We start from the raw sequence: 21055 nt of genomic DNA, 5'->3' as shown, positions 1-21055 counted from the left end.
TTGTCCGGAGTCAGCGCCGCGTACGGCGCGCCCGCAGCTCCCGTACGCCCGCCACGAGCAGCACCGCGCCGGTCGCCCCCGCCGACCACAGCAGCTGGGGGCGGGCGGTGTCGTCGGTCAGCATCAGCACCACGACCCCGGCCATCGCCAGCAGCGCCACCCAGGTCAGATAGGGGAACGCCCACATCCGCAGGGCGAGCTTCCCGGGCGCCTCGCGTTCGATGCGCGGGCGCAGCCGCAGCTGGGAGACCGCGATCAGGCCCCAGACGAACAGCAGCACCGCGCCGACCGAGTTGAGCATGTAAAGGAAGACCGAATCCGGCCACTTCAGATTCAGCAGCACCGAGACGAATCCGAAGGCCACCGAGGCCAGCACCGCCCGGCGCGGCACCCCGCCCCCGGACACCTTCAGCAGCGCCCGCGGCGCCTCACCGCGCTCGGCCAGCGAGAACACCATCCGCGAGGAGCCGTAGAGGTTGGCGTTCAGCGCCGAGAGCAGCGCCACGAACACCACGATGTTCATGATCTGGCCGGCGCCCGGCACCCCGATGCCGTCCAGCACCGCCACGTACGGGCTGTGGCCCGGCCGCATCGACGACCACGGCAGCAGCGCCACGATGACCAGCATCGAGCCGACGTAGAAGAACAGGATCCGCCACACCGCGCTGCGCACCGCCCGGCCCACCGCGCGCGCCGGGTCGTCCGACTCGGCCGCGGCGATGGTGACGACCTCCAGCCCGCCGAAGGCGAACACCACGGCCAGTACCCCGGAGACCACCCCGGCCCAGCCGTGCGGCAGGAACCCGCCCTGCCCGGTGAGGTTCGCCGTCCCGACCGGCTGCGTACCGGGCAGCACCCCGAAGACCGCCAGCAGGCTCAGCACCAGGAACAGCACGATCGCGGTGACCTTCAGCGCCGCGAACCAGAACTCGAACTCGCCGAAGTTCTTCACCGCCGCCAGGTTGGCCACGGTGAACACGATCATGAAGATCAGCACCCAGCCCCACTGCGGCACCGCCGGCGCCCAGCCGTGGGCGATCTGCGCCGCGCCGGTGGCCTCGACGGCCAGCACCACGACCAGCAGGAACCAGTACAGCCACCCCACGCTGAAGCCGGCCCAGCGGCCCAGCGCCCGCTCCGCGTGCACCGAGAACGCCCCGGACGCCGGCATCGCCGCCGACATCTCGCCGAGCATCCGCATGATCAGCGTCGCCAGCGCACCCGCGATCAGATACGACAGCACGATCCCCGGCCCGGCCACCGCGATCCCCGCGCCGGACCCCACGAACAGGCCCGCGCCGATCACCCCGCCCAGCCCCAGCATCGTCAGATGGCGCTGCTTGAGCCCCCCTGACAGCGGTTCCTGCTGGCCGGCTCCCGCGCCGAGCGGGGTCTGCCCGGCGGTGGTCGGTGTGTCGTGCATCGGCTCGTAACTCTCGCAAGGGGCGGGGCGGGCGGGCCGCGTCCAGGACACGTCCCGGGCCGCCGGAGGTTTGGGGGAACTCCACAGGTCACCGCGGGGCGCACCCAGTGTCGCCGCACCACGCGCGCTAGCACAAAACCGGCGTCCTGGAGCCGGCCAGGCCGTGATGAGCATCACGTGACCTGCGAAGACGCCGCCCGCGCCAACAGGGGCGGCCCCGGCGGCGGTTGTTCGGAACTCTCCAAGCGGGCCGGTGCGGCTTTGTCACCGCCACACGATGATCGCCACCGGTCCTCTGGACTAACGTCATCGCGTCCCGACCCGTCCCGATCCCTCTCACACCCGCGGAGTCCCGATGAGCACCGCTGCTTTCCCCCGTCCCGATGCAGCCGAGCGGATGGGGGAGGTCCTGGCCGACCTGCTGCCGGCCGCCACCGCCTCCCGCGCCCGCGTCCGTGACGCCGCGCTGGTCGTCGGCGGCGCCGCGCTCACCGGCCTCGCGGCCCAGATCGCCGTCCCGGTCCCCGGCTCCCCGGTCCCGGTCACCGGCCAGACCTTCGCCGCGCTCCTGGTCGGCGCCTCGCTCGGCGCGGGCCGCGGTCTGCTCTCGCTCGCGCTGTACGCCCTGGCGGGCCTCGCCGGCCTGCCGTGGTTCGCCGGCGCCACCTCCGGGGCCGGCGCCACCTTCGGCTACATCGTCGGCATGCTGCTCGCCGCCGGCCTGGTGGGCGCGCTGGCCCGCCGCGGCGGCGACCGCGGCGTGCTGCGCACCGCCGCGACCATGGCCGCCGGCACCGCCGTGATCTACGGCGTCGGCGTCCCCTACCTCGCGCTGAGCATGCACATGTCGCTCGGTCAGGCCGCCGCCGTGGGCCTCGTGCCGTTCCTGATCGGCGACGCCCTCAAGGCCGCACTGGCGATGGGCGCGCTGCCGACCGCCTGGAAGCTGGCCGGCCGCCGCGGCTGACCGCACCCGCACCGCAACGCAACGAGGGCGGGCCCGCACCATTCCGGTGCGGGCCCGCCCTCGTGCACCGCCGCTACGCGCGCTCGGCGACCTTGGCCGCGCTCTCGTCCGCGGCCCGCTCCCGCGGCCGCCGCCGGTCCAGGATCAGCCCGACCGCCAGCACCACCACGGCCGCGACCACCGACAGCACCATCTGCTCGCGCCCGTCCGGGTCGTAGAACATGTAGCCGACGACGAAGACGATCAGCCCGATCGTCGCGTACGTCAGCCACGGGTACAGCCACATCCGCACCGTCAGCCGCTCCGGCGTCTCCCGCTCCAGGGTCCGCCGCATCCGCAGCTGCGAGAAGCAGATGACCAGCCACACGAACAGCGCCACCGCACCCGAGGAGTTCAGCAGGAACTGGAAGATGGTGTCCTTCGACGTGTAGCTGAAGATCGTCGCGATGAAGCCGAAGGCGACCGAGGCCCAGATCGCCACCGCCGGCACCCCGCCCTTGTTGACCGTCGCGAACGACTTCGGCGCGTCGCCCCGCTGGCCGAGCGAGAACGCCATCCGCGAGGCGGTGTACAGCCCGGAGTTCAGACAGGACAGCACCGCCGTCAGCACCACGACGTCCATCACGGTGCCCGCGTACGGAATGTCCAGCGACTGCAGCACCGCCACGTACGGGCTCTTGGCCACCGCCCGGTCGTTCCACGGCAGCAGCGTCACGATCACCGCGATCGAGCCGATGTAGAACAGCGCGATCCGCCAGATGACGCTGTTGACGGCCTTGCGCACGGCCTGCACGGGGTTGGGCGACTCACCCGCGGCCAGCGTGACGATCTCGCTGCCCATGAAGGAGAAGACCACCAGCAGCATGCCGGAGAGGATCGCGCCCGGACCGTGCGGCAGGAATCCGCCGTGCCCGGTCAGATTGCTCATCCCCGCCGCGTGGTCGCCCGGCGGCAGCCCGAAGATCGCCAGCGCGCCGACCACGATGAAGACCACGATCGCCACGACCTTGATCCCGGCGAACCAGAACTCGAACTCGCCGAACGACCCCACCGAGACCAGGTTCGTGCCGGTCAGCACGATCATGACCAGCAGCGCCCAGGCCCACTGCGGGACGGCCGGGACCCAGCCGGTGAGGATCGCGCCGGCCGCGGTCGCCTCGACGGCCAGCACCACCGACCAGAAGAACCAGTACAGCCAGCCGATCGTGAAGCCCGCCCAGCGCCCCAGCGCCCGGTCGGCGTACGCGGAGAAGGATCCCGAGGCGGGGGAGGCCGCGGCCATCTCGCCCAGCATCCGCATCACCAGCACGACCAGCAGACCGGTCAGCGCGTACGAGAGCAGGATGCCCGGGCCGGCCGCCGAGATGCCCGCGCCGGAGCCGACGAACAGGCCGGCGCCGATCACCCCGCCGATGGCGATCATCGACAGATGGCGGTTCTTCAGCCCCGCCTGCAGCCCGTCCTGAGACTGCCCTCCGGCGGGTCCGCTGCCGGGATCGCCGGCGGTGGGTACCCCTGTGGGGGTGCCCCCTGCTCCAGGAGAGCGAGGGGAAGGGTGCGCGCCCATAGGCACCGTCCTTCGTGGTTCGCGGATTGGAACCCCCGCATTAGATCTTCGTTAACCCGTGGATTGGAAGGTCTGGCGCCGGATTGTTGTCTGGAACACTGGCCAGTTACGTGCCTCACATACGTACGCAAGGCCGCAGCGCCCTTTCATGCGGAGGTCCACAGGAAGACCCGGCGGCGCCTACCCCGCACCGCGCGTGTCACACTCGTCGCATGCGCGTGTATCTCGGCTCCGACCATGCAGGGTTCGACCTCAAGAACCACCTCGTCGAGTGGCTCAAGGCCCACGGCCACGAGCCCGTCGACTGCGGCCCCCACATCTACGACGCCCAGGACGACTACCCGCCGTTCTGCCTCCGCGCCGCGGAGAAGACCGCAGCCGACCCCGAGAGCCTCGGCATCGTGATCGGTGGCTCCGGCAACGGCGAGCAGATCGCCGCCAACAAGGTCAAGGGCGTCCGCGCCGCGCTGGCCTGGAGCGTGGAGACCGCCAAGCTCGGCCGCGAGCACAACAACGCCAACGTCGTCTCCGTCGGCGCCCGGATGCACACCCAGGACGAGGCGACCACCTTCGTCGAGGTCTTCCTGCGCACCCCCTACTCGGGCGAGGACCGGCACACCCGCCGCATCGAGATGCTCGCCGAGTACGAGACCACCGGCGAACTCCCGGCCGTCCCTGCCCACCACCCCCAGGGCTGACCACCGCACACCGCCGTCGCCCGCCCGCCCCGGACGCCGGGGAGGGCGGGCGCGCCCACTGGAGGACGCCCGTGCCCGAGGGCCACACGATCCACCGGCTCGCCCTGGACCACCGCTCCCGCTTCGAGGGCCAACGGGTCCGCGCGAGCAGCCCGCAGGGCAAGTTCTCCGCCGGCGCGGCGCTCGTCGACGGCCAGGTCATGACGACCGCCGAGGCCCACGGCAAGCACCTCTTCCTCGGCTTCGGCGCGGACCGCTGGATCCACGTCCACCTCGGCCTCTTCGGCAAGCTCGACTTCGGCGCCGGCACCGCCCCGCCGCCCACCGAGACCGTACGGCTGCGCCTGGCCACCCCGGACGCCTACGCCGACCTCCGCGGCCCCACCACCTGCGCACTGATCACCGACGCCGAGAAGCAGGCGATACACGACCGCCTCGGTCCCGACCCGCTGCGCCCCGGGGACGACCCCGGCCGCGCCTGGCAGCGGATCTCCCGCAGCCGGACGACCATCGCGGCGCTGCTCCTCGACCAGAAGATCATCGCCGGCGTCGGCAACGTCTACCGCGCCGAGGTCCTCTTCCGGCACTCCGTCGACCCGTACCTGCCCGGCCGCGACCTCACCCGCGACCAGTGGGACGCCCTCTGGGCCGACCTGGTGTTCCTGATGGGCGAGGGCGTCCGTCACAACCGCATCGACACCGTGCGGCCCGAGCACCTGCCCGAGGCCATGGGCCGCCCGCCGCGCGTCGACGACCACGGCGGCGAGGTCTACGTCTACCGCCGCGACCGGCAGGGCTGCCACATCTGCGGCGCCGAGGTCCGCACCGCCGGCCTCGCCGCCCGCAACCTCTTCTGGTGCCCGGGCTGCCAGCCGGCCACGGCGGTCCGCTGACCCGCGCGCTCCGTCAGAACCCGTGCGGCAGCCAGGGCGCCGCGTCCGACCCGAACGCCACCGACGCGGCCGCCAGCGCCCCCGGCCGCAGCTCCCGCACCCGGCCGGCCGCCGCCAGTGACGTGAGGGAGAACCCGCCCAGAAGGGCCGACCCCACCTCCCGCACGGACAGCGCCAGTTCGGCCGGATCCGAGGTCCGCACGCAGGTCGCGCCCGCGGCGTCGCCGGACAGCCGCCACCGGCCCTCGTTCCACGGACAGAACCCGTCCGCGACCTGGAACACCACGTCCACCGGCGTCCGGTACGTCCGCGCCGCCAGCGCCGCGCCGACCTCCACCGGCCGCACGAACAGCGACTCCCGCAGCCCGATCCCGCACCGCCGCATGTCCGCCACCAGATGCGGCAGCGCGTCGTCCACCGGCCGGCTGGCCACCGCCACCGACGACGTCAGATCGATCCCGAACAGGAAGCGCCACAGCGCCGCGTACACCACCGGATCGAGCGCCTCCACCTGCCGGACCCGCACCGTCCCGCGCGGCCCCGCCGCGTCCCACTCCGGTTCGACGGCATAGCGCGCATACCCCCGCACCTCACCGTCCACCTCGGCCAGCACGCACTGGAGCACCCCGGCCCCGTCCCGGTCGGCCGGGACGTCGAGCACCCCGATCCGCTCCCAGCCGGGCCGCCGGGCCAGCCTCCCCGGCCGGGTCGGCACCAGCCGCGCGTACACCGCCTCGCACGCCGCCAGCGCGGCCACCGGATCCGCCGCCCGCAGCCGTACGCCGTCCACACCCGGCAGCTCCGGCGCCGCCAGCCGCACCGTGTCCACCGTCATCCGCATGTCCAGCGCCGCCACGCCGTAGCCGAACCGCCCGTAGATCGCCGGCTCCGAGGCGGTGAGCACCGCCAGCGGCTCACCGCGCTCGCGGACATCCGCCAGCTGGTGGCGCATCATCGCGCGCAGCACCCCGCGCCGGCGGTGCGTCGGCTGCACACTGACCATCGTGACCCCGGCCACCGGCACCTCAGCCCCGCCCGGCACGGTGAGCCCGAACGAGAACGCCCCCGCGGTACCGACGCACTCCGCCCCGTCCCAGACGCCGAGCGAGCGGTCGAACTCGGTCAGGTCGCGCCGGATCGCGAGCTTCTCCGCGGACTGCACCAGCCCGCCGAACGCCAGGTCCAGCCGATCGGACCAGACGTCCCACTCCTCGTCCCGCAGCACCCGCAATTCCGTCGTCATGAACCATCCCTAGCAGGACGCTCTCCGGCCGCGCGACCGCATTTCGAACGGGGTTTCCCGGCAATCGGCCGAGGACCCGTACGGCGAATCGACGCGCCGCCGAACGGGTGGATAAGGTCCCAGAGCAATGACAAGCGGCCCGGGTACCGAACCCATGACGGCCCGGGTGCACAAGGGTCTGCACCGGGCCCGCGTCGGCGTGCGCAAAGCCGGGGTCGACTACTTCCGCGGCGAGGGCTCCGACCGGCTCGCGCTCGCCGCGCTGCTGATCGCCATCCCCGCCATCGCCGCGGGCACCCTGTGGCGCCCCGAATGGTTCGCCGCCACCGCCCTGGTCCTCCCGGTGATCGCCGGCGGACTGCTGCTGCGCCCGGCCAATCTCCTCGTCCTGTACGGCGCCTCGGCCGCCGCCCTGGTCGTCGAGGCAGCCCTCTTCGGCCCGTACGACAGCGGCCCGGACCGGATCACCCCGGGCACCGTCCTGGTCGTGGCCGCCGTCGGGTTCTTCGGCCTGCTCATCGCGCAGTTCCGCAGCCGGGTCGGCGTGCCCTGGCGCCGCGGCGGCACCATGCTCTTCGACCTGCGCGAACGCATCCGCGTCCAGAGCAAGCTGCCGCGGCTGCCCGAGGGATGGCACCACGAGATGGCGCTGCGCCCGGCCGGCGGGCAGTCCTTCTCCGGCGACTTCGTGGTGGCCTCCCGCACCCACGGCGGCACCATCCTGGAGGTCGTCCTCACCGACGTCTCCGGAAAAGGCATGGACGCGGCCTCCCGCTCCCTGCTCCTCTCCGGCGCCTTCGGCGGCCTCCTCGGCTCCCTCCCGCCGCACGGCTTCCTGCCCGCCGCCAACGGCTACCTCCTGCGCCAGGACTGGGACGAGGGCTTCGCCACCTCCATCCACCTCGTCCTGGACCTGGAGTCCGGCGACTACGAACTGCTCTCCGCGGGCCATCTGCCGGCCCTCCAGCTCTCCGCGGGCAGCGGCCGCTGGGAGGAGAAGTCGGGGGAGGGCCCGCTGCTCGGCGTCTACGACGGCGCCCAGTTCGACCCTGTGAAGGGCACGCTGCGCCCCGGCGACGTGCTGATGCTCTTCACCGACGGCCTGGTGGAGGCCGCCGACCGGGACATCGCCGAGGGCATCGACCGGCTGACCGGCGAGGCCGACCGCTATGTCGCCAGCGGCTTCGCCGGCGCGGCCTGGCACCTCATCGAAGCGGTCGCCAAGGACGTCAACGACGACCGGGCCCTGCTGCTGATCTGCCGGGACGCCTGACCCCCTGGCGGGCGCGCGGAGTCCGTCCGCACCACGCCCGCACCACGTCCGCCGCCCGGGCGCGCCCCACTCCGTCCTCCCGTGCCCGCCGACCAAAGATCATCCGGACGGGTGAGAACCCCCGCACGGCCTTGCGCCACGGCCGGCCGGGCGCTCTCAGGCGGCGGCGCCCTCACGGGACCGGGGCACCTCGGCCGGGTCCTTGCGGAAGGCCCACGCCATCGTGGGCTCCATCGCGAAGCGGAAGACCCTGCGGACCGGCGGGGTGCACAGCGCCGTGACGACGACCGCCGCGATCAGCGTGACCGCGATCTCGCCGAGCGGGGTGTGCAGCCAGGCGTAGTCGTCGAACCAGCCCCAGAAGCGCGAGCCCTTCGCCAGGAAGCCGTGCAGCAGGTAGCCGTACAGCGTGCCGGCGCCCAGCACCGTGAACCACGTGCGCCGCGTCGGCACCCAGGAGTAGAAGCACGCCACGAGCACGAGCGAGCAGCCGAAGAGGGCGAGCGTCATCACCGCGCCGGCCCACCAGGTGGTGCCCAACTCCTGTGCGCTGTCCCGGTGGTAGAACCACGCCGAGCTCATCCGGGGCGCCGCCCAGTAGGCCATCACCAGCGCGCAGGCGAAGATCGGCACCGACGCGATCCGCACCGCCCGGCGCTGCACCAGCCGGAAGTGCTCCGGCCGCAGCGACAGCCCCAGCACGAAGAACGGCAGGAACTGCAGCACCCGCTGGAGGTCGAGGTCGTCGCCGATGTCGGGGGAGACGGAGGCGAGGACGGCGATGAGCACGGCGAGCGGAAGGGGCCAGCGGACGATCTTCCACAGCGGGGTGGTCAGCCGCCAGATGAACAGCGCCACCAGGAACCACGTCAGGAACCACGGATCGAGCAGGCTGATGGGGTGGCCGGGATCGTCGTCCGCCCAGCGCTTGAAGAACGCGTACGCGGTCTCGAAGAGCACATAGGGCACCACCACGCCCGTGATCAGCCGCTGCAGCCGGTCCTTGCGCATGTCGAAGCTGCGCGAGAAGTAGCCGGAAATGATGATGAAGGCCGGCATGTGGAAGGTGTAGACGGTCATGTAGAGCGCTTCGGCCGCCCGGCTGCCGTCGGTCAGCGGTTCCCACGAGTGGCCCATCGCCACCAGCACGATGGCCAGGTACTTCGCGTTGTCGAAGAACGCGTTGCGGCCCTCGGCCTTCGGTGCGGGCCCCGACGCCTGCTGCGGCACACCGGGGGGCTGCGCCGGGGACTCCGTCCGGTCCGTCCCCGCCACCTCCCGGGCAGGGGGAAGCTCGCGTCCAGGTGTGGGGGCAGCGGGAAACATTGGAGGCACGATAGCGGCGGTCGGCGAAGCCGTAAAACCGCATCCGGGTCATTCGCCATTTCCCTGTGCGGCACACCGGATAGCGCCTCCATAAAACCGCCAATAGACAGCGCTCACTCCGCCATCACCTGTCCCATTTGCGGGACTTCATACCCCCAAAACGGATGATATCCCCAGCGAACGACGCGGACGGAATGTCCGCTTCTCGGGTGTTCTGTGCCCGTGGTAACGGTCACTTTCGTGCGGCTCCGCAAAGCCGTGACGGACGCCACGAATAAGTGAATTACTCCGGGGCAGGAGGGGAGAGAAATGATCGGAATGATCGCCCGCATTGCGGGTGCGCCGCCCGGCAGGTGAATTCCGGCACCCGGGAACCGCCTCGGCGGCGCCCCGGGCCCGGCCGCACACCCCGCCGACACCCCACGAACTCCCGCCGCGCCGCACCGCCGTCCACCCTCGCCCCACGGTCATCAGGGGCCGGAATCGGGCAAAGCGTTGGCCGATGATTCGTCACCGGCCTGCAGTGGGCATGGAGTTGGTGGCACGATGAGTGTCGGGGGGTGTGCGCAGCATGCTCCCGGGCCGGTGAGGCGTTCCGACCAAGGGTGTGATCAGTGTGGCTCTTTCGCTGTCAGTTGTGCTGCTGTTGGGGATCATCCTGATCGTGTTGATCAGAGGTAAGTCGATCAAGGCCGGCCCGGCGATCGTCGCCATACTGTTCGGCTTCTTCCTCGCCTCCACGGGCATGGCGCCGTCGATCAACCGGTTCCTGAACTCCCTGGCGGAGACCATCAACCACATCTCGTTCTAGCTGGTCCGCCGGGCCCTCGGCCGGGTGCCGCCCGAGGGTCGGCCGTACCCGGCACCGCCGTACGAGGTCACTCGCCCCCGGTCCGCGCCAGCACCTCGCGTACGGCCTCCTCGGTGCGTCCCACCAGTGCCGAGCCGTCGTCCGCGGTGATGATCGGCCGCTGGATCAGCTTCGGGTGCGCCGCCAGCGCCGCGATCCACCGCTCACGCGCGGCGTCGGTGCGCTCCCACTCCCCGAGCCCCAGCTCCCCGGCCTCGGCCTCCTGGGTCCGGGTGATGTCCCACGGCTCCAGACCCAGCCGCGCCAGCACGTCGCGCAGCTCGTCGGCGCTCGGCGGGTCCTCCAGGTAGGTGCGGACCGTGTACTCGGCGCCCGCCCCGTCGAGGATCTCGACGGCGGAACGGCACTTGGAACACGCGGGATTGAGCCAGATCTCCATGCCGGCCACCCTATTCAACCGCGCGCGCGAGGCGAAGAGGCGTGCGCGCCACCGCCGCGTCCGCGCGCGCGACGACCGCGTCCCGGAACGCGGAAAGCCCCGGACCGTCCGGCCCGGGGCTTTCCCTCTGAGCGGGCGACGGGAATCGAACCCGCGTAGCTAGTTTGGAAGACTAGGGCTCTACCATTGAGCTACGCCCGCGAGCGCCACAGGTCGCGAGACCTCGGCACGCAGTGCATCCTAGCGGGTCGCAGCCGTGCGCCGCACACCCCGTTCCCCGACGCGGCGCGCGTGCGGTGCCGCTGCCGGCGTCGCCGCCGGTGCGTCCCCGATAACTGGCGGCCCTTCTGTCCGCGGCCATGTACCCTACGTGTCGCACCGACGGGGTGTGGCGCAGCTTGGTAGCGCGTCCGCTTTGGGAGCGGAAGGTCGTCGGTTCGAATCCGGCCACCCCGACCAGCAGGTCAGCCCGGCGACAGCGGCCGGGCGCAGCCCCGGGCCCTTCGGGTCACCCGCCCGCGCGGCGGGCGTGCAAGATCACGTTGTGGGCGTCATCCTCCTTGCGGTTACTATGCAAGCTGCGTGTCCGTGTGTCTGTGTACCGGGCGCGATCGGCCGGGCCCGGATCAGCCGGGTACCTGGCAGATCTCAAGCAGAACCCCAGAAGTCAGCCCCAAGGAGACCGAACCGTGAAGAGCGCCGTGGAGACCCTGAACCCGACTCGGGTTCGGCTCACTGTCGAGGTGCCCTTCGAGGAGCTCAAGGCCAGCCTCGACGCGGCGTACAAGAAGATCAACCAGCAGGTCACGGTGAAGGGCTTCCGCCAGGGCAAGATCCCGGCCCGCGTCATCGACCAGCGGTTCGGCCGCGGTGCCGTGCTGGAGGAGGCCGTCAACGACGCGCTCCCGAAGTTCTACACCGAGGCGGTCAACGAGGCTGAGCTGAACGTCCTCGGCCAGCCCGACGTCGACATCACCGAGCTGAAGGACGGCGAGCTGCTCGCCTTCAGCGCCGAGGTCGACATCCGTCCCGCCCTGGAGATCCCGGACTACTCCGGTATCGAGGTCGAGGTCGACGCCGTCGAGGTGTCGGACGAGGACATCGACAAGTCCGTCGAGCAGCTGCGGGAGCGCTTCGCCACGACCTCCCCGGTCGAGCGCGCCGTGCAGGACGGCGACGTGCTGACGGTGAACCTCGAGGCCAAGGTCGACGGCGAGGTCCTGGAGGACGGTGTCGCCGAGGGCGTCACGTACACCGTCGGCTCCGGCGAGCTGCTCGACGGCATCGACGAGGCGGTCACGGGCCTGGAGGCCGGCGGCAGCGCCACCTTCACCTCCGAGCTCAAGGGCGGCTCCGCCCAGGGCAAGGAGGCCGAGGTCAAGGTCGAGGTCACCGAGGTCAAGTCCCGCGAACTGCCCGAGCTGGACGACGACTTCGCGCAGCTGGCCAGTGAGTTCGACACCCTTGAGGAGCTCCGTGCGGACAGCCGCAAGCGCCTCGAGCAGATGAAGAAGTACGACCAGGCCACCCAGGCGCAGGAGAAGGTCCTGGACGAGCTGCTCAAGCTCGTCGAGGTGCCGATGCCGGAGAAGCTGCTCGCGGACGAGATCCAGACCCGCAAGCACAACCTGGAGCACCACCAGCTCGGCCAGATGGGTCTCGACCTCGCGAAGTACCTGGAGATCCAGGGCAAGACCGAGGAAGAGTTCGACGCCGAGACCAAGGAGCAGGCCGAGAAGGGCATCAAGACCCAGTTCATCCTCGACGAGCTGGTCAACAAGGAGAAGCTGAACGTCAGCCAGGAGGAGCTCACCGAGCACCTCATGCGCCGCGCGCAGTCCTCCGGCATGTCCCCCGACCAGTTCGCCCAGGCCGTCGTCGAGGGTGGCCAGGTGCCGATGCTCGTCGGTGAGGTCGCCCGCGGCAAGGCCCTCGCGGTCGTCGTCGAGGCCGCCACGGTCAAGGACACCAAGGGCGAGGTCGTCGACCTCGACGACGAGGACGAGGCCGAGGTCGCCGAGACCGTCGTCGCCGAGGCCGAGGGCGAGGAGACGCCCGAGGCGTAAGGCCCCGGCCGCCTCGCGCCCCGCGCAGCACGACTGAACACGGGCCCGAACACGCACGTCCGCGTGTTCGGGCCCGTGTGTCGTACCGGACCGGTGAGCCTGCGCTCACAGCGAACAGTTGACAATGCGGGATGGCGTTGTCCGACCTGCGCGTTAGGGTCCGTAGATACGAGGGCAGGGGAGTCCCTGAAACCGCGCCGGGGCGACATACGGCGCCCGATCCCCGCGCCCCAGAAGACGACGCTGAGACGGCCCTGGGCCGTCCGACAACGAGCAGGTGGACACGTGACGATCCCGATGCCTTCCGCCGCCGCTGAGCCGACCTTCGGTGGCCTCGGCGACCAGGTCTACAACCGGCTGCTCGGCGAGCGGATCATCTTCCTCGGCCAGCCGGTCGACGACGACATCGCCAACAAGATCACCGCGCAGCTGCTTCTCCTCGCCGCGGACCCGGACAAGGACATCTTCCTCTACATCAACTCCCCGGGCGGCTCGATCTCGGCCGGCTTGGCGATCTACGACACCATGCAGTACATCAAGAACGACGTGGTGACGATCGCGATGGGCCTCGCCGCCTCGATGGGTCAGTTCCTGCTGAGCGCCGGTACCCCGGGCAAGCGCTTCGCGCTGCCGAACGCCGAGATCCTCATCCACCAGCCCTCCGCGGGCCTGGCCGGTTCCGCGTCGGACATCAAGATCCACGCCGAGCGGCTGCTGCACACCAAGAAGCGGATGGCGGAGCTGACGGCCTTCCACACCGGCCAGACCGTCGAGCGGATCACCCAGGACTCGGACCGCGACCGCTGGTTCTCGGCGGATGAGGCCAAGGAGTACGGCCTCATCGACGATGTGATGACCTCCGCCGCCGGCGTTCCGGGCGGGGGCGGCACCGGGGCCTGAGCCCCGCAGCACTCGCCCCAGCCACCCCAGCCCACTTGATCGCCACCAGGACGGTGAACACCACGATGAACAACTTCCCCGGCAGCGGCCTCTACCAGGGCGCCGAATCCGAGTTTTCCGGCCCGCGGGCCGAGGCTCGCTACATCGTGCCCCGCTTCGTCGAGCGCACCTCGCAGGGCGTGCGTGAGTACGACCCGTACGCGAAGCTCTTCGAGGAGCGCGTGATCTTCCTCGGCGTGCAGATCGACGACGCCTCGGCCAACGACGTCATGGCGCAGCTGCTGTGCCTGGAGTCGATGGACCCGGACCGCGACATCTCGATCTACATCAACAGCCCCGGCGGCTCCTTCACCGCGCTGACGGCCATCTACGACACGATGCAGTTCGTGAAGCCGGACATCCAGACGGTCTGCATGGGCCAGGCGGCCTCCGCCGCGGCCGTGCTGCTCGCGGCCGGCACCCCCGGCAAGCGGATGGCGCTGCCGAACGCGCGGGTGCTGATCCACCAGCCGTACAGCGAGACCGGTCGTGGTCAGGTCTCCGACCTGGAGATCGCCGCCAACGAGATCCTGCGGATGCGGACGCAGCTGGAGGACCTGCTGGCCAAGCACTCCTCCACGCCGATCGAGAAGATCCGTGATGACATCGAGCGTGACAAGATTCTGACCGCCGAGGAGTCTCTGGCGTACGGTCTGGTCGACCAGATCGTCTCGACGCGCAAGTCGTCCGTCTCGATCGGATAGCGGTCTTCGCAAAATGAGCCGGAGCGTTGCCTCCTTGGACCGGTTCGGGATCGAGTGAACCGAGTCGGTCCAAGGGGGGCCCGTACGGGGGGCCCGGCAAGGTACCGTCGATAGGCAAGCACCCGGGTCCGCGGAGCAATGCGGATCCCAGGCGAAGGGGAAGCACCTCGTGGCACGCATCGGTGACGGCGGCGACCTGCTCAAGTGCTCATTCTGCGGAAAGAGCCAGAAGCAGGTGAAGAAGCTCATCGCGGGACCTGGTGTGTACATCTGCGACGAGTGCATCGACCTCTGCAACGAAATCATCGAGGAGGAGCTCGCCGAGACCTCCGAGGTGCGGTGGGAGGAGCTCCCCAAGCCGCGGGAGATCTACGAGTTCCTGAACGGCTACGTCGTCGGCCAGGACCCCGCCAAGAAGGCGCTGTCGGTCGCCGTCTACAACCACTACAAGCGGGTGCAGGCGGGCGAGAACGGCCCCGGCCGCGGCGATGACGGCATCGAGCTCGCCAAGTCCAACATCCTGCTGCTCGGCCCCACCGGCTCCGGCAAGACCCTGCTCGCGCAGACCCTCGCCCGGATGCTCAACGTCCCCTTCGCCTTCGCCGACGCCACGGCGCTGACGGAGGCCGGCTACGTCGGCGAGGACGTCGAGAACATCCTCCTCAAGCTGATCCAGGCCGCGGACTTCGACATCAAGAAGGCCGAGACCGGCATCATCTACATCGACGAGATCGACAAGGTCGCCCGGAAGAGCGAAAACCCGTCGATCACCCGCGATGTCTCCGGCGAGGGCGTCCAGCAGGCGCTGCTGAAGATCCTGGAGGGCACCACCGCCTCCGTTCCGCCGCAGGGCGGCCGGAAGCACCCCCACCAGGAATTCATCCAGATCGACACCACGAACGTGCTGTTCATCGTCGGCGGTGCCTTCGCCGGCCTGGAGAAGATCATCGAATCCCGCTCGGGCGCCAAGGGCATCGGCTTCGGCGCCACGATCCGCTCCAAGCGCGAGATCGAGTCCAAGGACCAGCTCCAGGACGTCATGCCCGAGGACCTGGTGAAGTTCGGGATGATCCCGGAGTTCATCGGCCGCCTCCCCGTCCTGACCTCGGTCCACAACCTCGACCGCGAGGCGCTGCTCCAGATCCTCGTCGAGCCGCGCAACGCGCTCGTCAAGCAGTACAAGCGCCTCTTCGAACTCGACGGCGTGGAGCTGGACTTCGACCGCCCGGCCCTGGAGGCCATCGCCGACCAGGCGATCCTGCGCGGCACCGGCGCCCGTGGTCTGCGCGCGATCATGGAGGAGGTCCTCCAGGCGGTGATGTACGAGATCCCGTCCCGCAAGGACGTCGCCCGCGTCGTCATCACCGAGGACGTCGTCCACTCCAACGTGAACCCGACCCTGGTGCCCCGCACCCGCGGCGACTCGGGCGAACCCCAGGAGAAGAGCGCGTAGCCCGCGCCCGCCAGACAGACGAGAGCCGCCCGGCAGCAGCTGCTGCCGGGCGGCTCTCGTCTGTCTGCCGGGCGGTGCCCCGCCCGGGCCCGTGCCGCCGTCCCCCACAAACGGCGTACGAGGGGTCCGCTACTTCTCCTTGCGGACCTCGTTGCGGATCTTGGCGGTCTTCTCCGAGAGCTGCTCGGCGGTGAGCGGCTCGCTCGGGATGCCACCGGAGGCCGACGGCGGGGACGGCATCGACTGCACGATGCCGATCGCGCTGCTGTCGCCCCAGACACAGACGGAGACCTGCTGGGAAGCGCTGACGCCGCCCATCGAGACGGTGGCCTTCTGCGTCTTGCACTTCATCACGGAGCCGTCGAAGTCGCTCGGCGAGAACTTGGTCTCGGGCGTGACGGTCTCGATCTTCGCGCCCGACGCGGACTTCTGCTGGTTCTCGTCGAGCTTCGCGAACAGCTGGTCCACGGCGGTGTCCGGGTCGTTCACCTTGCCGTAGATGCCCGCCACACCGAGGATCAGCTTGCTGTCGTTGGTGTACCCGGCCTGCACGAACTTGCCGTCCGTGATGCCCATGGCGCGGAGTTCCTTGTCGCTGGAGAAGTCCTCCGGCGCCTTGCCGGCGGCCTTGCCCGGGGCCTTGGTGTACTCGTTGCTCAGCAGCTTGTCCGGCAGCGAGATCGTGTAGGGCTTCACGTCGCCGCCCGAGCCGAAGACGAAGTACGCGCCGACGCCGATCGCGGCGACGACCGCCACCGCGCCGATGATCAGGCCGATCTTCTTGCCGTTGCCGCCGCTCTCCGGGGGGGCCTGGGGGATGACGCCGTAAGGGGTCTGCTGGCCGCCGTAAGGGGCCTGCTGGCCGTAGCCGGGCTGCTGCGGGTAGCCGTAGCCCTGGGGGGCCTGCGGGGCGCCCTGGGGGTAGCCGTAGCCCTGCTGCGGAGGCACCTGGCCGCCCTGCTGCGGGTAGCCGTAACCGGGCTGGGGAGCCGGCGGCTGCGGCTGGCCGTACGGGCCGGGCTGCTGCGGCTGCTGCCCGTACGGGCCGGGAGGCGGCTGGTTGAAGCTCATGGAGCGTTCCCCTCGTGACAACTGAGAACAGTTGAAGTTCTGCGTGTGAAGTTCTGCGTGATGGTGATGCGCTGCCGACATCCTGTATGACGTCGCTGACAGCCGGTGCTCCGGGGGCGAAACCGATTCGAAGCTGCTACATGTGCGCCCGTACACTGTCCGTCGTGACCGAGAACACTCAGCAGAGCAACCACAGCGCCCCCGAACTGCCGACTCAGTACACGCCGGCCGATGTAGAGGGGCCGCTGTACGAGCGCTGGGTAGAGCGGGGTTACTTCGAGGCGGACGAGAAGAGCGACAAGCCGCCGTACACCGTCGTCATTCCGCCGCCGAACGTCACCGGCAGCCTCCACCTGGGCCACGCCTTCGAGCACACGCTGATCGACGCGCTCACCCGCCGCAAGCGGATGCAGGGCTACGAGACGCTGTGGCAGCCGGGCATGGACCACGCCGGCATCGCCACCCAGAACGTCGTCGAGCGCGAGCTCGCCAAGGAGGGCGTCTCCCGGCACGACCTGGGGCGCGAGGCGTTCGTCGAGCGCGTCTGGCAGTGGAAGAACGAGTCCGGCGGGCAGATCTCCGGCCAGATGCGGCGCCTGGGCGACGGCGTCGCCTGGTCCCGTGAGCGCTTCACGATGGACGAGGGGCTGTCCAAGGCCGTCCAGACGATCTTCAAGCGGCTCTACGACGACGAGCTGATCTACCGCGCCGAGCGCATCATCAACTGGTGCCCGCGCTGTCTGACCGCCATCTCGGACATCGAGGTCGAGTACCAGGACGACGACGGCGAGCTGGTCTCGATCCGGTACGGGGAGGGTGACGCGTCCATCGTCGTCGCGACGACCCGCGCCGAGACGATGCTCGGCGACACCGCGGTCGCCGTCCACCCCGACGACGAGCGGTACGCCCATCTCATCGGCACCGAGATCGAGTTGCCGCTGACCGGCCGCCGCATCCCGGTCGTCGCGGACGAGCACGTCGACCCCGAGTTCGGCACCGGCGCCGTCAAGGTCACGCCCGCGCACGACCCCAACGACTTCGAGATCGGGCGGCGCCACGACCTGCCCAGCCTCGCCGTCCTCGACGAGCGCGGCGTGATCACCGCGCACGGCCCGTTCCAGGGGCTGGACCGCTTCGAGGCCCGTTCCGCGATCGTCGGCGCGCTGCGCGCCGACGGCCGGATCGTCGCCGAGAAGCGCCCGTACACCCACTCCGTCGGGCACTGCTCCCGCTGCAAGACCACCATCGAGCCGCGGCTGTCGATGCAGTGGTGGGTCAAGGTCGGCCCGCTGGCGAAGAACGCCGGTGACGCGGTCCGCGAGGGCAAGGTCAAGATCCACCCCAAGGAGATGGAGTCCCGGTACTTCGGCTGGGTCGACAACCTCCACGACTGGTGCATTTCCCGGCAGTTGTGGTGGGGCCACCGCATTCCGGTCTGGTACGGGCCGAACGGCGAGGTCGTCTGCGTCGGACCGGACGAGGAGCCGCCGGCCGGCGAGGGCTGGCACCAGGACACCGACGTCCTCGACACCTGGTTCTCGTCCGGGCTGTGGCCGTTCTCCACGCTGGGCTGGCCCGAGCAGACCCCGAGCGTCGAGAAGTTCTATCCGAACTCCGTCCTGGTCACCGGCTACGACATCCTGTTCTTCTGGGTCGCGCGGATGATGATGTTCGGGCTGTACGCGATGGACGGCACCCCGCCGTTCCACACCATCGCGCTGCACGGCATGGTCCGTGACCAGTTCGGCAAGAAGATGTCCAAGTCCTTCGGGAACGCGGTCAATCCGCTCGACTGGATGGACTCCTACGGCTCGGACGCCGTCCGCTTCACGCTCGCCCGCGGCGCCAACCCGGGCGTCGACGTCCCGATCGGCGAGGACTGGGTCCAGGGGTCCCGCAACTTCGCCAACAAGATCTGGAACGCCACGCGCTTCGCGCTGATGAACGGCGCGACGGTGGAGGGCGACCTGCCGTCCGCCGAGCAGCTGTCGGCCACCGACCGGTGGATCCTGTCCCGGCTGAACGCGGTCGTCGCCGAGGTCGACGGGTACTACGACGACTACCAGTTCGCGAAGCTGTCGGACACCCTCTTCCACTTCGCCTGGGACGAGGTCTTCGACTGGTACGTGGAGCTGTCCAAGACCACGTTCATGGCGGGCGGCCCGGCCGCCGACGCCTCCCGCCGGGTCCTGGGCGAGGTCCTGGACGTCACGCTGCGGCTGCTGCACCCGGTCATGCCGTTCGTGACGGAGACCCTGTGGACGACGCTGACCGGCCGTGAGTCGGTCGTCGTTGCCGAGTGGCCGAAGGCCGTCCTCGTCGCCGGGGCCGACGCCCCGGGCGGCTTCCGGGACGCGGCCGCGGAGCGGGAGATCGAGACCGTCCAGCAGGTCGTCACCGAGGTCCGCCGCTTCCGCTCCGACCAGGGGCTGCAGCCCGGCCAGAAGGTTCCGGCGCGGCTGGAGCTGTCCGGTACGGCGCTGGCGGCGCACGAGGCCGCGATGCGCTCGCTGCTCCGGCTCCAGCCGGCCGGTGACAACTTCAGCGCCACCGCTTCGCTGCCGGTCGCGGGCGCCACGGTCGCCCTGGACCTGTCCGGCGCGATCGACGTGGCGGCGGAGCGCAAGCGGCTGGCGAAGGACCTGGCGGCCGCCGAGAAGGAGAAGGCGCAGGCCACCGCCAAGCTCGGCAACGAGGCGTTCCTCGCCAAGGCACCGGAGCAGGTCAAGGACAAGATCCGCGGCCGGCTGGAGACCGCGGAGGCGGACATCGTCCGGATCACCGCGCAGCTGGCGGCCCTGCCCACGGCGTAGCACCGCTGTCCACCGCAGGCCCCTCGTCCGTCCGGGCGGGGGGCCTGCGGCGTCCCCGCCCCCGCTCGCCCCGTTCGCGGACCGGCCAGAGCAGGACGTAGGCCGTCGAGACGGCGACGAACGCCAGCCTGATCAGACCGCGGGCGGAGTCGTCGGGGACGGCGAAGACGCTGCCGTAGAGGATGAGCACCGCCAGCCAGCTCCACCAGGGCACCAGGCGGCGCTGGCCGATGACGTCCCAGAGCAGGGTGCCCAGCAGCACCGAGGCCGTGTAGTACGTGTAGACGCTGGGGTCGAGCACGATCCGGGCGTTGGCGCCGAGCAGCACCACCGCCGCCCAGCGGCCGCGCCAGACGGCTACGGAGCCCAGCGCGAGGCCCAGCGCGGCCTGGGCCGGACGGTCCCAGCCGGGCGTCTCCGGGTCGCCGACGCCGAGCCAGCGCAGCGCGGACGCCGGATGGTTCGGGATGGCGAACTTGGCGGCGGCGAAGGACTGCGGGTCGCCGAGGAAGAACGGCAGCCAGGCGACGGTCACCAGGCCCGCGCACCAGAGTCCGGCCCGCAGCCACTTCTCCCTGGGGAGCGCGAGCAGCAGGGGGAGGAAGGCCAGCGCGGTGGGCTTGGAGTCCATGGCGAGGGCCAGGAAGACACCGGTGTGGGCGGCGTTGCCGCGGGTGACGGCGCGCACCGCGAGGGCGGTGAAGAACAGGGCGAGGACGTCGTCGAGGTGCCCGAAGCGGACCGCGACCTCGATCCACATGGGGATGAAGGCCAGCCCGGCGATCAGCACGCGCTGCCGCAGCCGCTGGTGGTTGGTGCCGGTGCCCAGGAAGTAGTGGGCGGCGCTGCGGCCCGCCAGCACCAGGATGACCAGGCCGAGCAGCGACATCAGGGCCGCGGCGAGGAACTGCCCGGTGGCCTCGGGGAAGGGGTTGAACAGGCCGGCGGTCAGGAAGCTGAGCGGGCCCATCTGGAGCTCGGGGTGGTGCGCGTAGAGGTTCAGGCCGCCGGTGCCGTCACCGGCGGGGCCCTGGTAGATCAGCTCGCCGCCGGTGCGCAGATAGTGCCAGGAGAACCCGCCGTGCGGTTCGACGACGACGAACCACAGCACGGTCCAGGCGCTGAGCAGCACCAAATGCATCCGCTGACTTATTGCCGGCACCGTTCTTCAGCTCCTGCCTTCCCTTTCGCGCTCCGCTGGCGGCGCCGGGGTGCACCGTCCGCCGGTGACCTCCGGGTGCGCACAGCCCGCCGTGAAAGAGGAGAAAGGGCGGCAGAAAGTTGTCCGGGTCGGCCTGATCGGCCGATTAAGGCCGTTCTCATGGCGCTCTCATCTGGCCGGGGCACCGTTGGACCGGAATGCCGGACT

At 70.6% G+C, this 21055-nt stretch carries 17 protein-coding genes and 2 tRNA genes; 11 read left to right on the top strand and 8 right to left on the bottom strand.

Annotated elements, in window-relative coordinates; translation table 11 throughout:
• Positions 1–10: 10 nt before the first annotated feature.
• Positions 11–1423: an amino acid permease gene (locus OO62_RS03650; RefSeq protein WP_033265692.1), complete on the bottom strand. Its 1413-nt coding sequence runs from the start codon at positions 1421–1423 to the stop codon at positions 11–13.
• A 355-nt stretch (positions 1424–1778) separates the two neighbouring features.
• Between OO62_RS03650 and OO62_RS03645 the strand changes: the two genes are divergently transcribed.
• Positions 1779–2390: a biotin transporter BioY gene (locus tag OO62_RS03645; protein WP_033265691.1), complete on the top strand. Its 612-nt coding sequence runs from the start codon at positions 1779–1781 to the stop codon at positions 2388–2390.
• A 73-nt stretch (positions 2391–2463) separates the two neighbouring features.
• Here OO62_RS03645 and OO62_RS03640 read toward each other — a convergent pair whose 3' ends face one another.
• Positions 2464–3957: an amino acid permease gene (locus OO62_RS03640; RefSeq protein WP_033265690.1), complete on the bottom strand. Its 1494-nt coding sequence runs from the start codon at positions 3955–3957 to the stop codon at positions 2464–2466.
• Positions 3958–4169: 212 nt separating this feature from the next.
• On the opposite strand from OO62_RS03640, the gene OO62_RS03635 reads away from it, so the two are divergent.
• Positions 4170–4655, top strand: coding sequence for a ribose-5-phosphate isomerase (locus OO62_RS03635; RefSeq protein WP_033265689.1), 486 nt, complete (start codon positions 4170–4172; stop codon positions 4653–4655).
• Positions 4656–4726: 71 nt separating this feature from the next.
• On the top strand, positions 4727–5548 hold the full coding sequence (locus OO62_RS03630) for an Fpg/Nei family DNA glycosylase (protein WP_033265688.1): 822 nt from the start codon (positions 4727–4729) through the stop codon (positions 5546–5548).
• A 13-nt stretch (positions 5549–5561) separates the two neighbouring features.
• Here the strand turns inward: OO62_RS03630 and OO62_RS03625 are convergent, their stop codons facing one another.
• Positions 5562–6791, bottom strand: coding sequence for a GNAT family N-acetyltransferase (locus tag OO62_RS03625; RefSeq protein WP_033265687.1), 1230 nt, complete (start codon positions 6789–6791; stop codon positions 5562–5564).
• A gap of 127 nt (positions 6792–6918) precedes the next feature.
• Here OO62_RS03625 and OO62_RS03620 point away from each other — a divergent pair, with 127 nt between their 5' ends.
• Positions 6919–8064, top strand: coding sequence for a PP2C family protein-serine/threonine phosphatase (locus OO62_RS03620; protein WP_033265686.1), 1146 nt, complete (start codon positions 6919–6921; stop codon positions 8062–8064).
• A 156-nt stretch (positions 8065–8220) separates the two neighbouring features.
• Here the strand turns inward: OO62_RS03620 and OO62_RS03615 are convergent, their stop codons facing one another.
• Positions 8221–9390: an acyltransferase family protein gene (locus OO62_RS03615; RefSeq protein ID WP_106974804.1), complete on the bottom strand. Its 1170-nt coding sequence runs from the start codon at positions 9388–9390 to the stop codon at positions 8221–8223.
• Positions 9391–10006: 616 nt separating this feature from the next.
• Here OO62_RS03615 and OO62_RS03610 point away from each other — a divergent pair.
• Positions 10007–10201 carry a hypothetical protein gene (locus OO62_RS03610; RefSeq protein ID WP_033265789.1) on the top strand — a complete coding sequence of 65 codons (195 nt, stop codon included), beginning with the start codon at positions 10007–10009 and terminating at the stop codon, positions 10199–10201.
• Positions 10202–10268: 67 nt separating this feature from the next.
• Here the strand turns inward: OO62_RS03610 and OO62_RS03605 are convergent, their stop codons facing one another.
• The gene (locus tag OO62_RS03605) at positions 10269–10640 is read right to left on the bottom strand and encodes an arsenate reductase family protein (protein WP_033265684.1); all 372 of its coding nucleotides are present in this window, start codon (positions 10638–10640) and stop codon (positions 10269–10271) included.
• Positions 10641–10770: 130 nt separating this feature from the next.
• Positions 10771–10841 (bottom strand) — tRNA-Gly (locus OO62_RS03600).
• Between the two features lie 181 nt (positions 10842–11022).
• Between OO62_RS03600 and OO62_RS03595 the strand changes: the two genes are divergently transcribed.
• The 5 genes from OO62_RS03595 to clpX all read left to right on the top strand — a co-directional run bounded on the left by OO62_RS03595 (position 11023) and on the right by clpX (position 15802).
• A tRNA-Pro gene (locus OO62_RS03595) sits at positions 11023–11099 on the top strand.
• A gap of 230 nt (positions 11100–11329) precedes the next feature.
• Positions 11330–12706 (top strand): trigger factor, encoded by a 1377-nt coding sequence (gene tig, locus OO62_RS03590; protein WP_033265683.1) that lies wholly within the window; start codon positions 11330–11332, stop codon positions 12704–12706.
• 297 nt (positions 12707–13003) lie between these two features.
• Positions 13004–13606, top strand: a complete 603-nt coding sequence (locus tag OO62_RS03585) for an ATP-dependent Clp protease proteolytic subunit (protein WP_030283915.1) — start codon at positions 13004–13006, stop codon at positions 13604–13606.
• Positions 13607–13671: 65 nt separating this feature from the next.
• Positions 13672–14349, top strand: coding sequence for an ATP-dependent Clp protease proteolytic subunit (locus OO62_RS03580; protein WP_033265788.1), 678 nt, complete (start codon positions 13672–13674; stop codon positions 14347–14349).
• A 169-nt stretch (positions 14350–14518) separates the two neighbouring features.
• A complete protein-coding gene (clpX, locus tag OO62_RS03575; RefSeq protein WP_033265682.1) occupies positions 14519–15802 on the top strand; it encodes an ATP-dependent Clp protease ATP-binding subunit ClpX in 1284 nt (427 codons plus the stop codon).
• Positions 15803–15931: 129 nt separating this feature from the next.
• On the opposite strand, the gene OO62_RS03570 is transcribed toward clpX, so the two are convergent.
• Positions 15932–16873 carry a hypothetical protein gene (locus OO62_RS03570; protein ID WP_033265681.1) on the bottom strand — a complete coding sequence of 314 codons (942 nt, stop codon included), beginning with the start codon at positions 16871–16873 and terminating at the stop codon, positions 15932–15934.
• A 164-nt stretch (positions 16874–17037) separates the two neighbouring features.
• On the opposite strand from OO62_RS03570, the gene OO62_RS03565 reads away from it, so the two are divergent.
• Positions 17038–19686: a valine--tRNA ligase gene (locus OO62_RS03565; protein ID WP_033265787.1), complete on the top strand. Its 2649-nt coding sequence runs from the start codon at positions 17038–17040 to the stop codon at positions 19684–19686.
• Here the strand turns inward: OO62_RS03565 and OO62_RS03560 are convergent.
• Positions 19652–20827, bottom strand: coding sequence for a hypothetical protein (locus tag OO62_RS03560; protein WP_033265680.1), 1176 nt, complete (start codon positions 20825–20827; stop codon positions 19652–19654). The genes OO62_RS03565 and OO62_RS03560 overlap by 35 nt on opposite strands.
• Between the last annotated feature and the right edge of the window lie 228 nt (positions 20828–21055).

It is taken from the genome of Streptomyces lydicus, from assembly GCF_000717345.1.
GTDB lineage: Bacteria > Actinomycetota > Actinomycetes > Streptomycetales > Streptomycetaceae > Streptomyces > Streptomyces lydicus.
The sequence above is the reverse complement of the archived record's forward strand: the minus strand, read 5'-3'. Positions and strand labels throughout refer to the sequence as shown.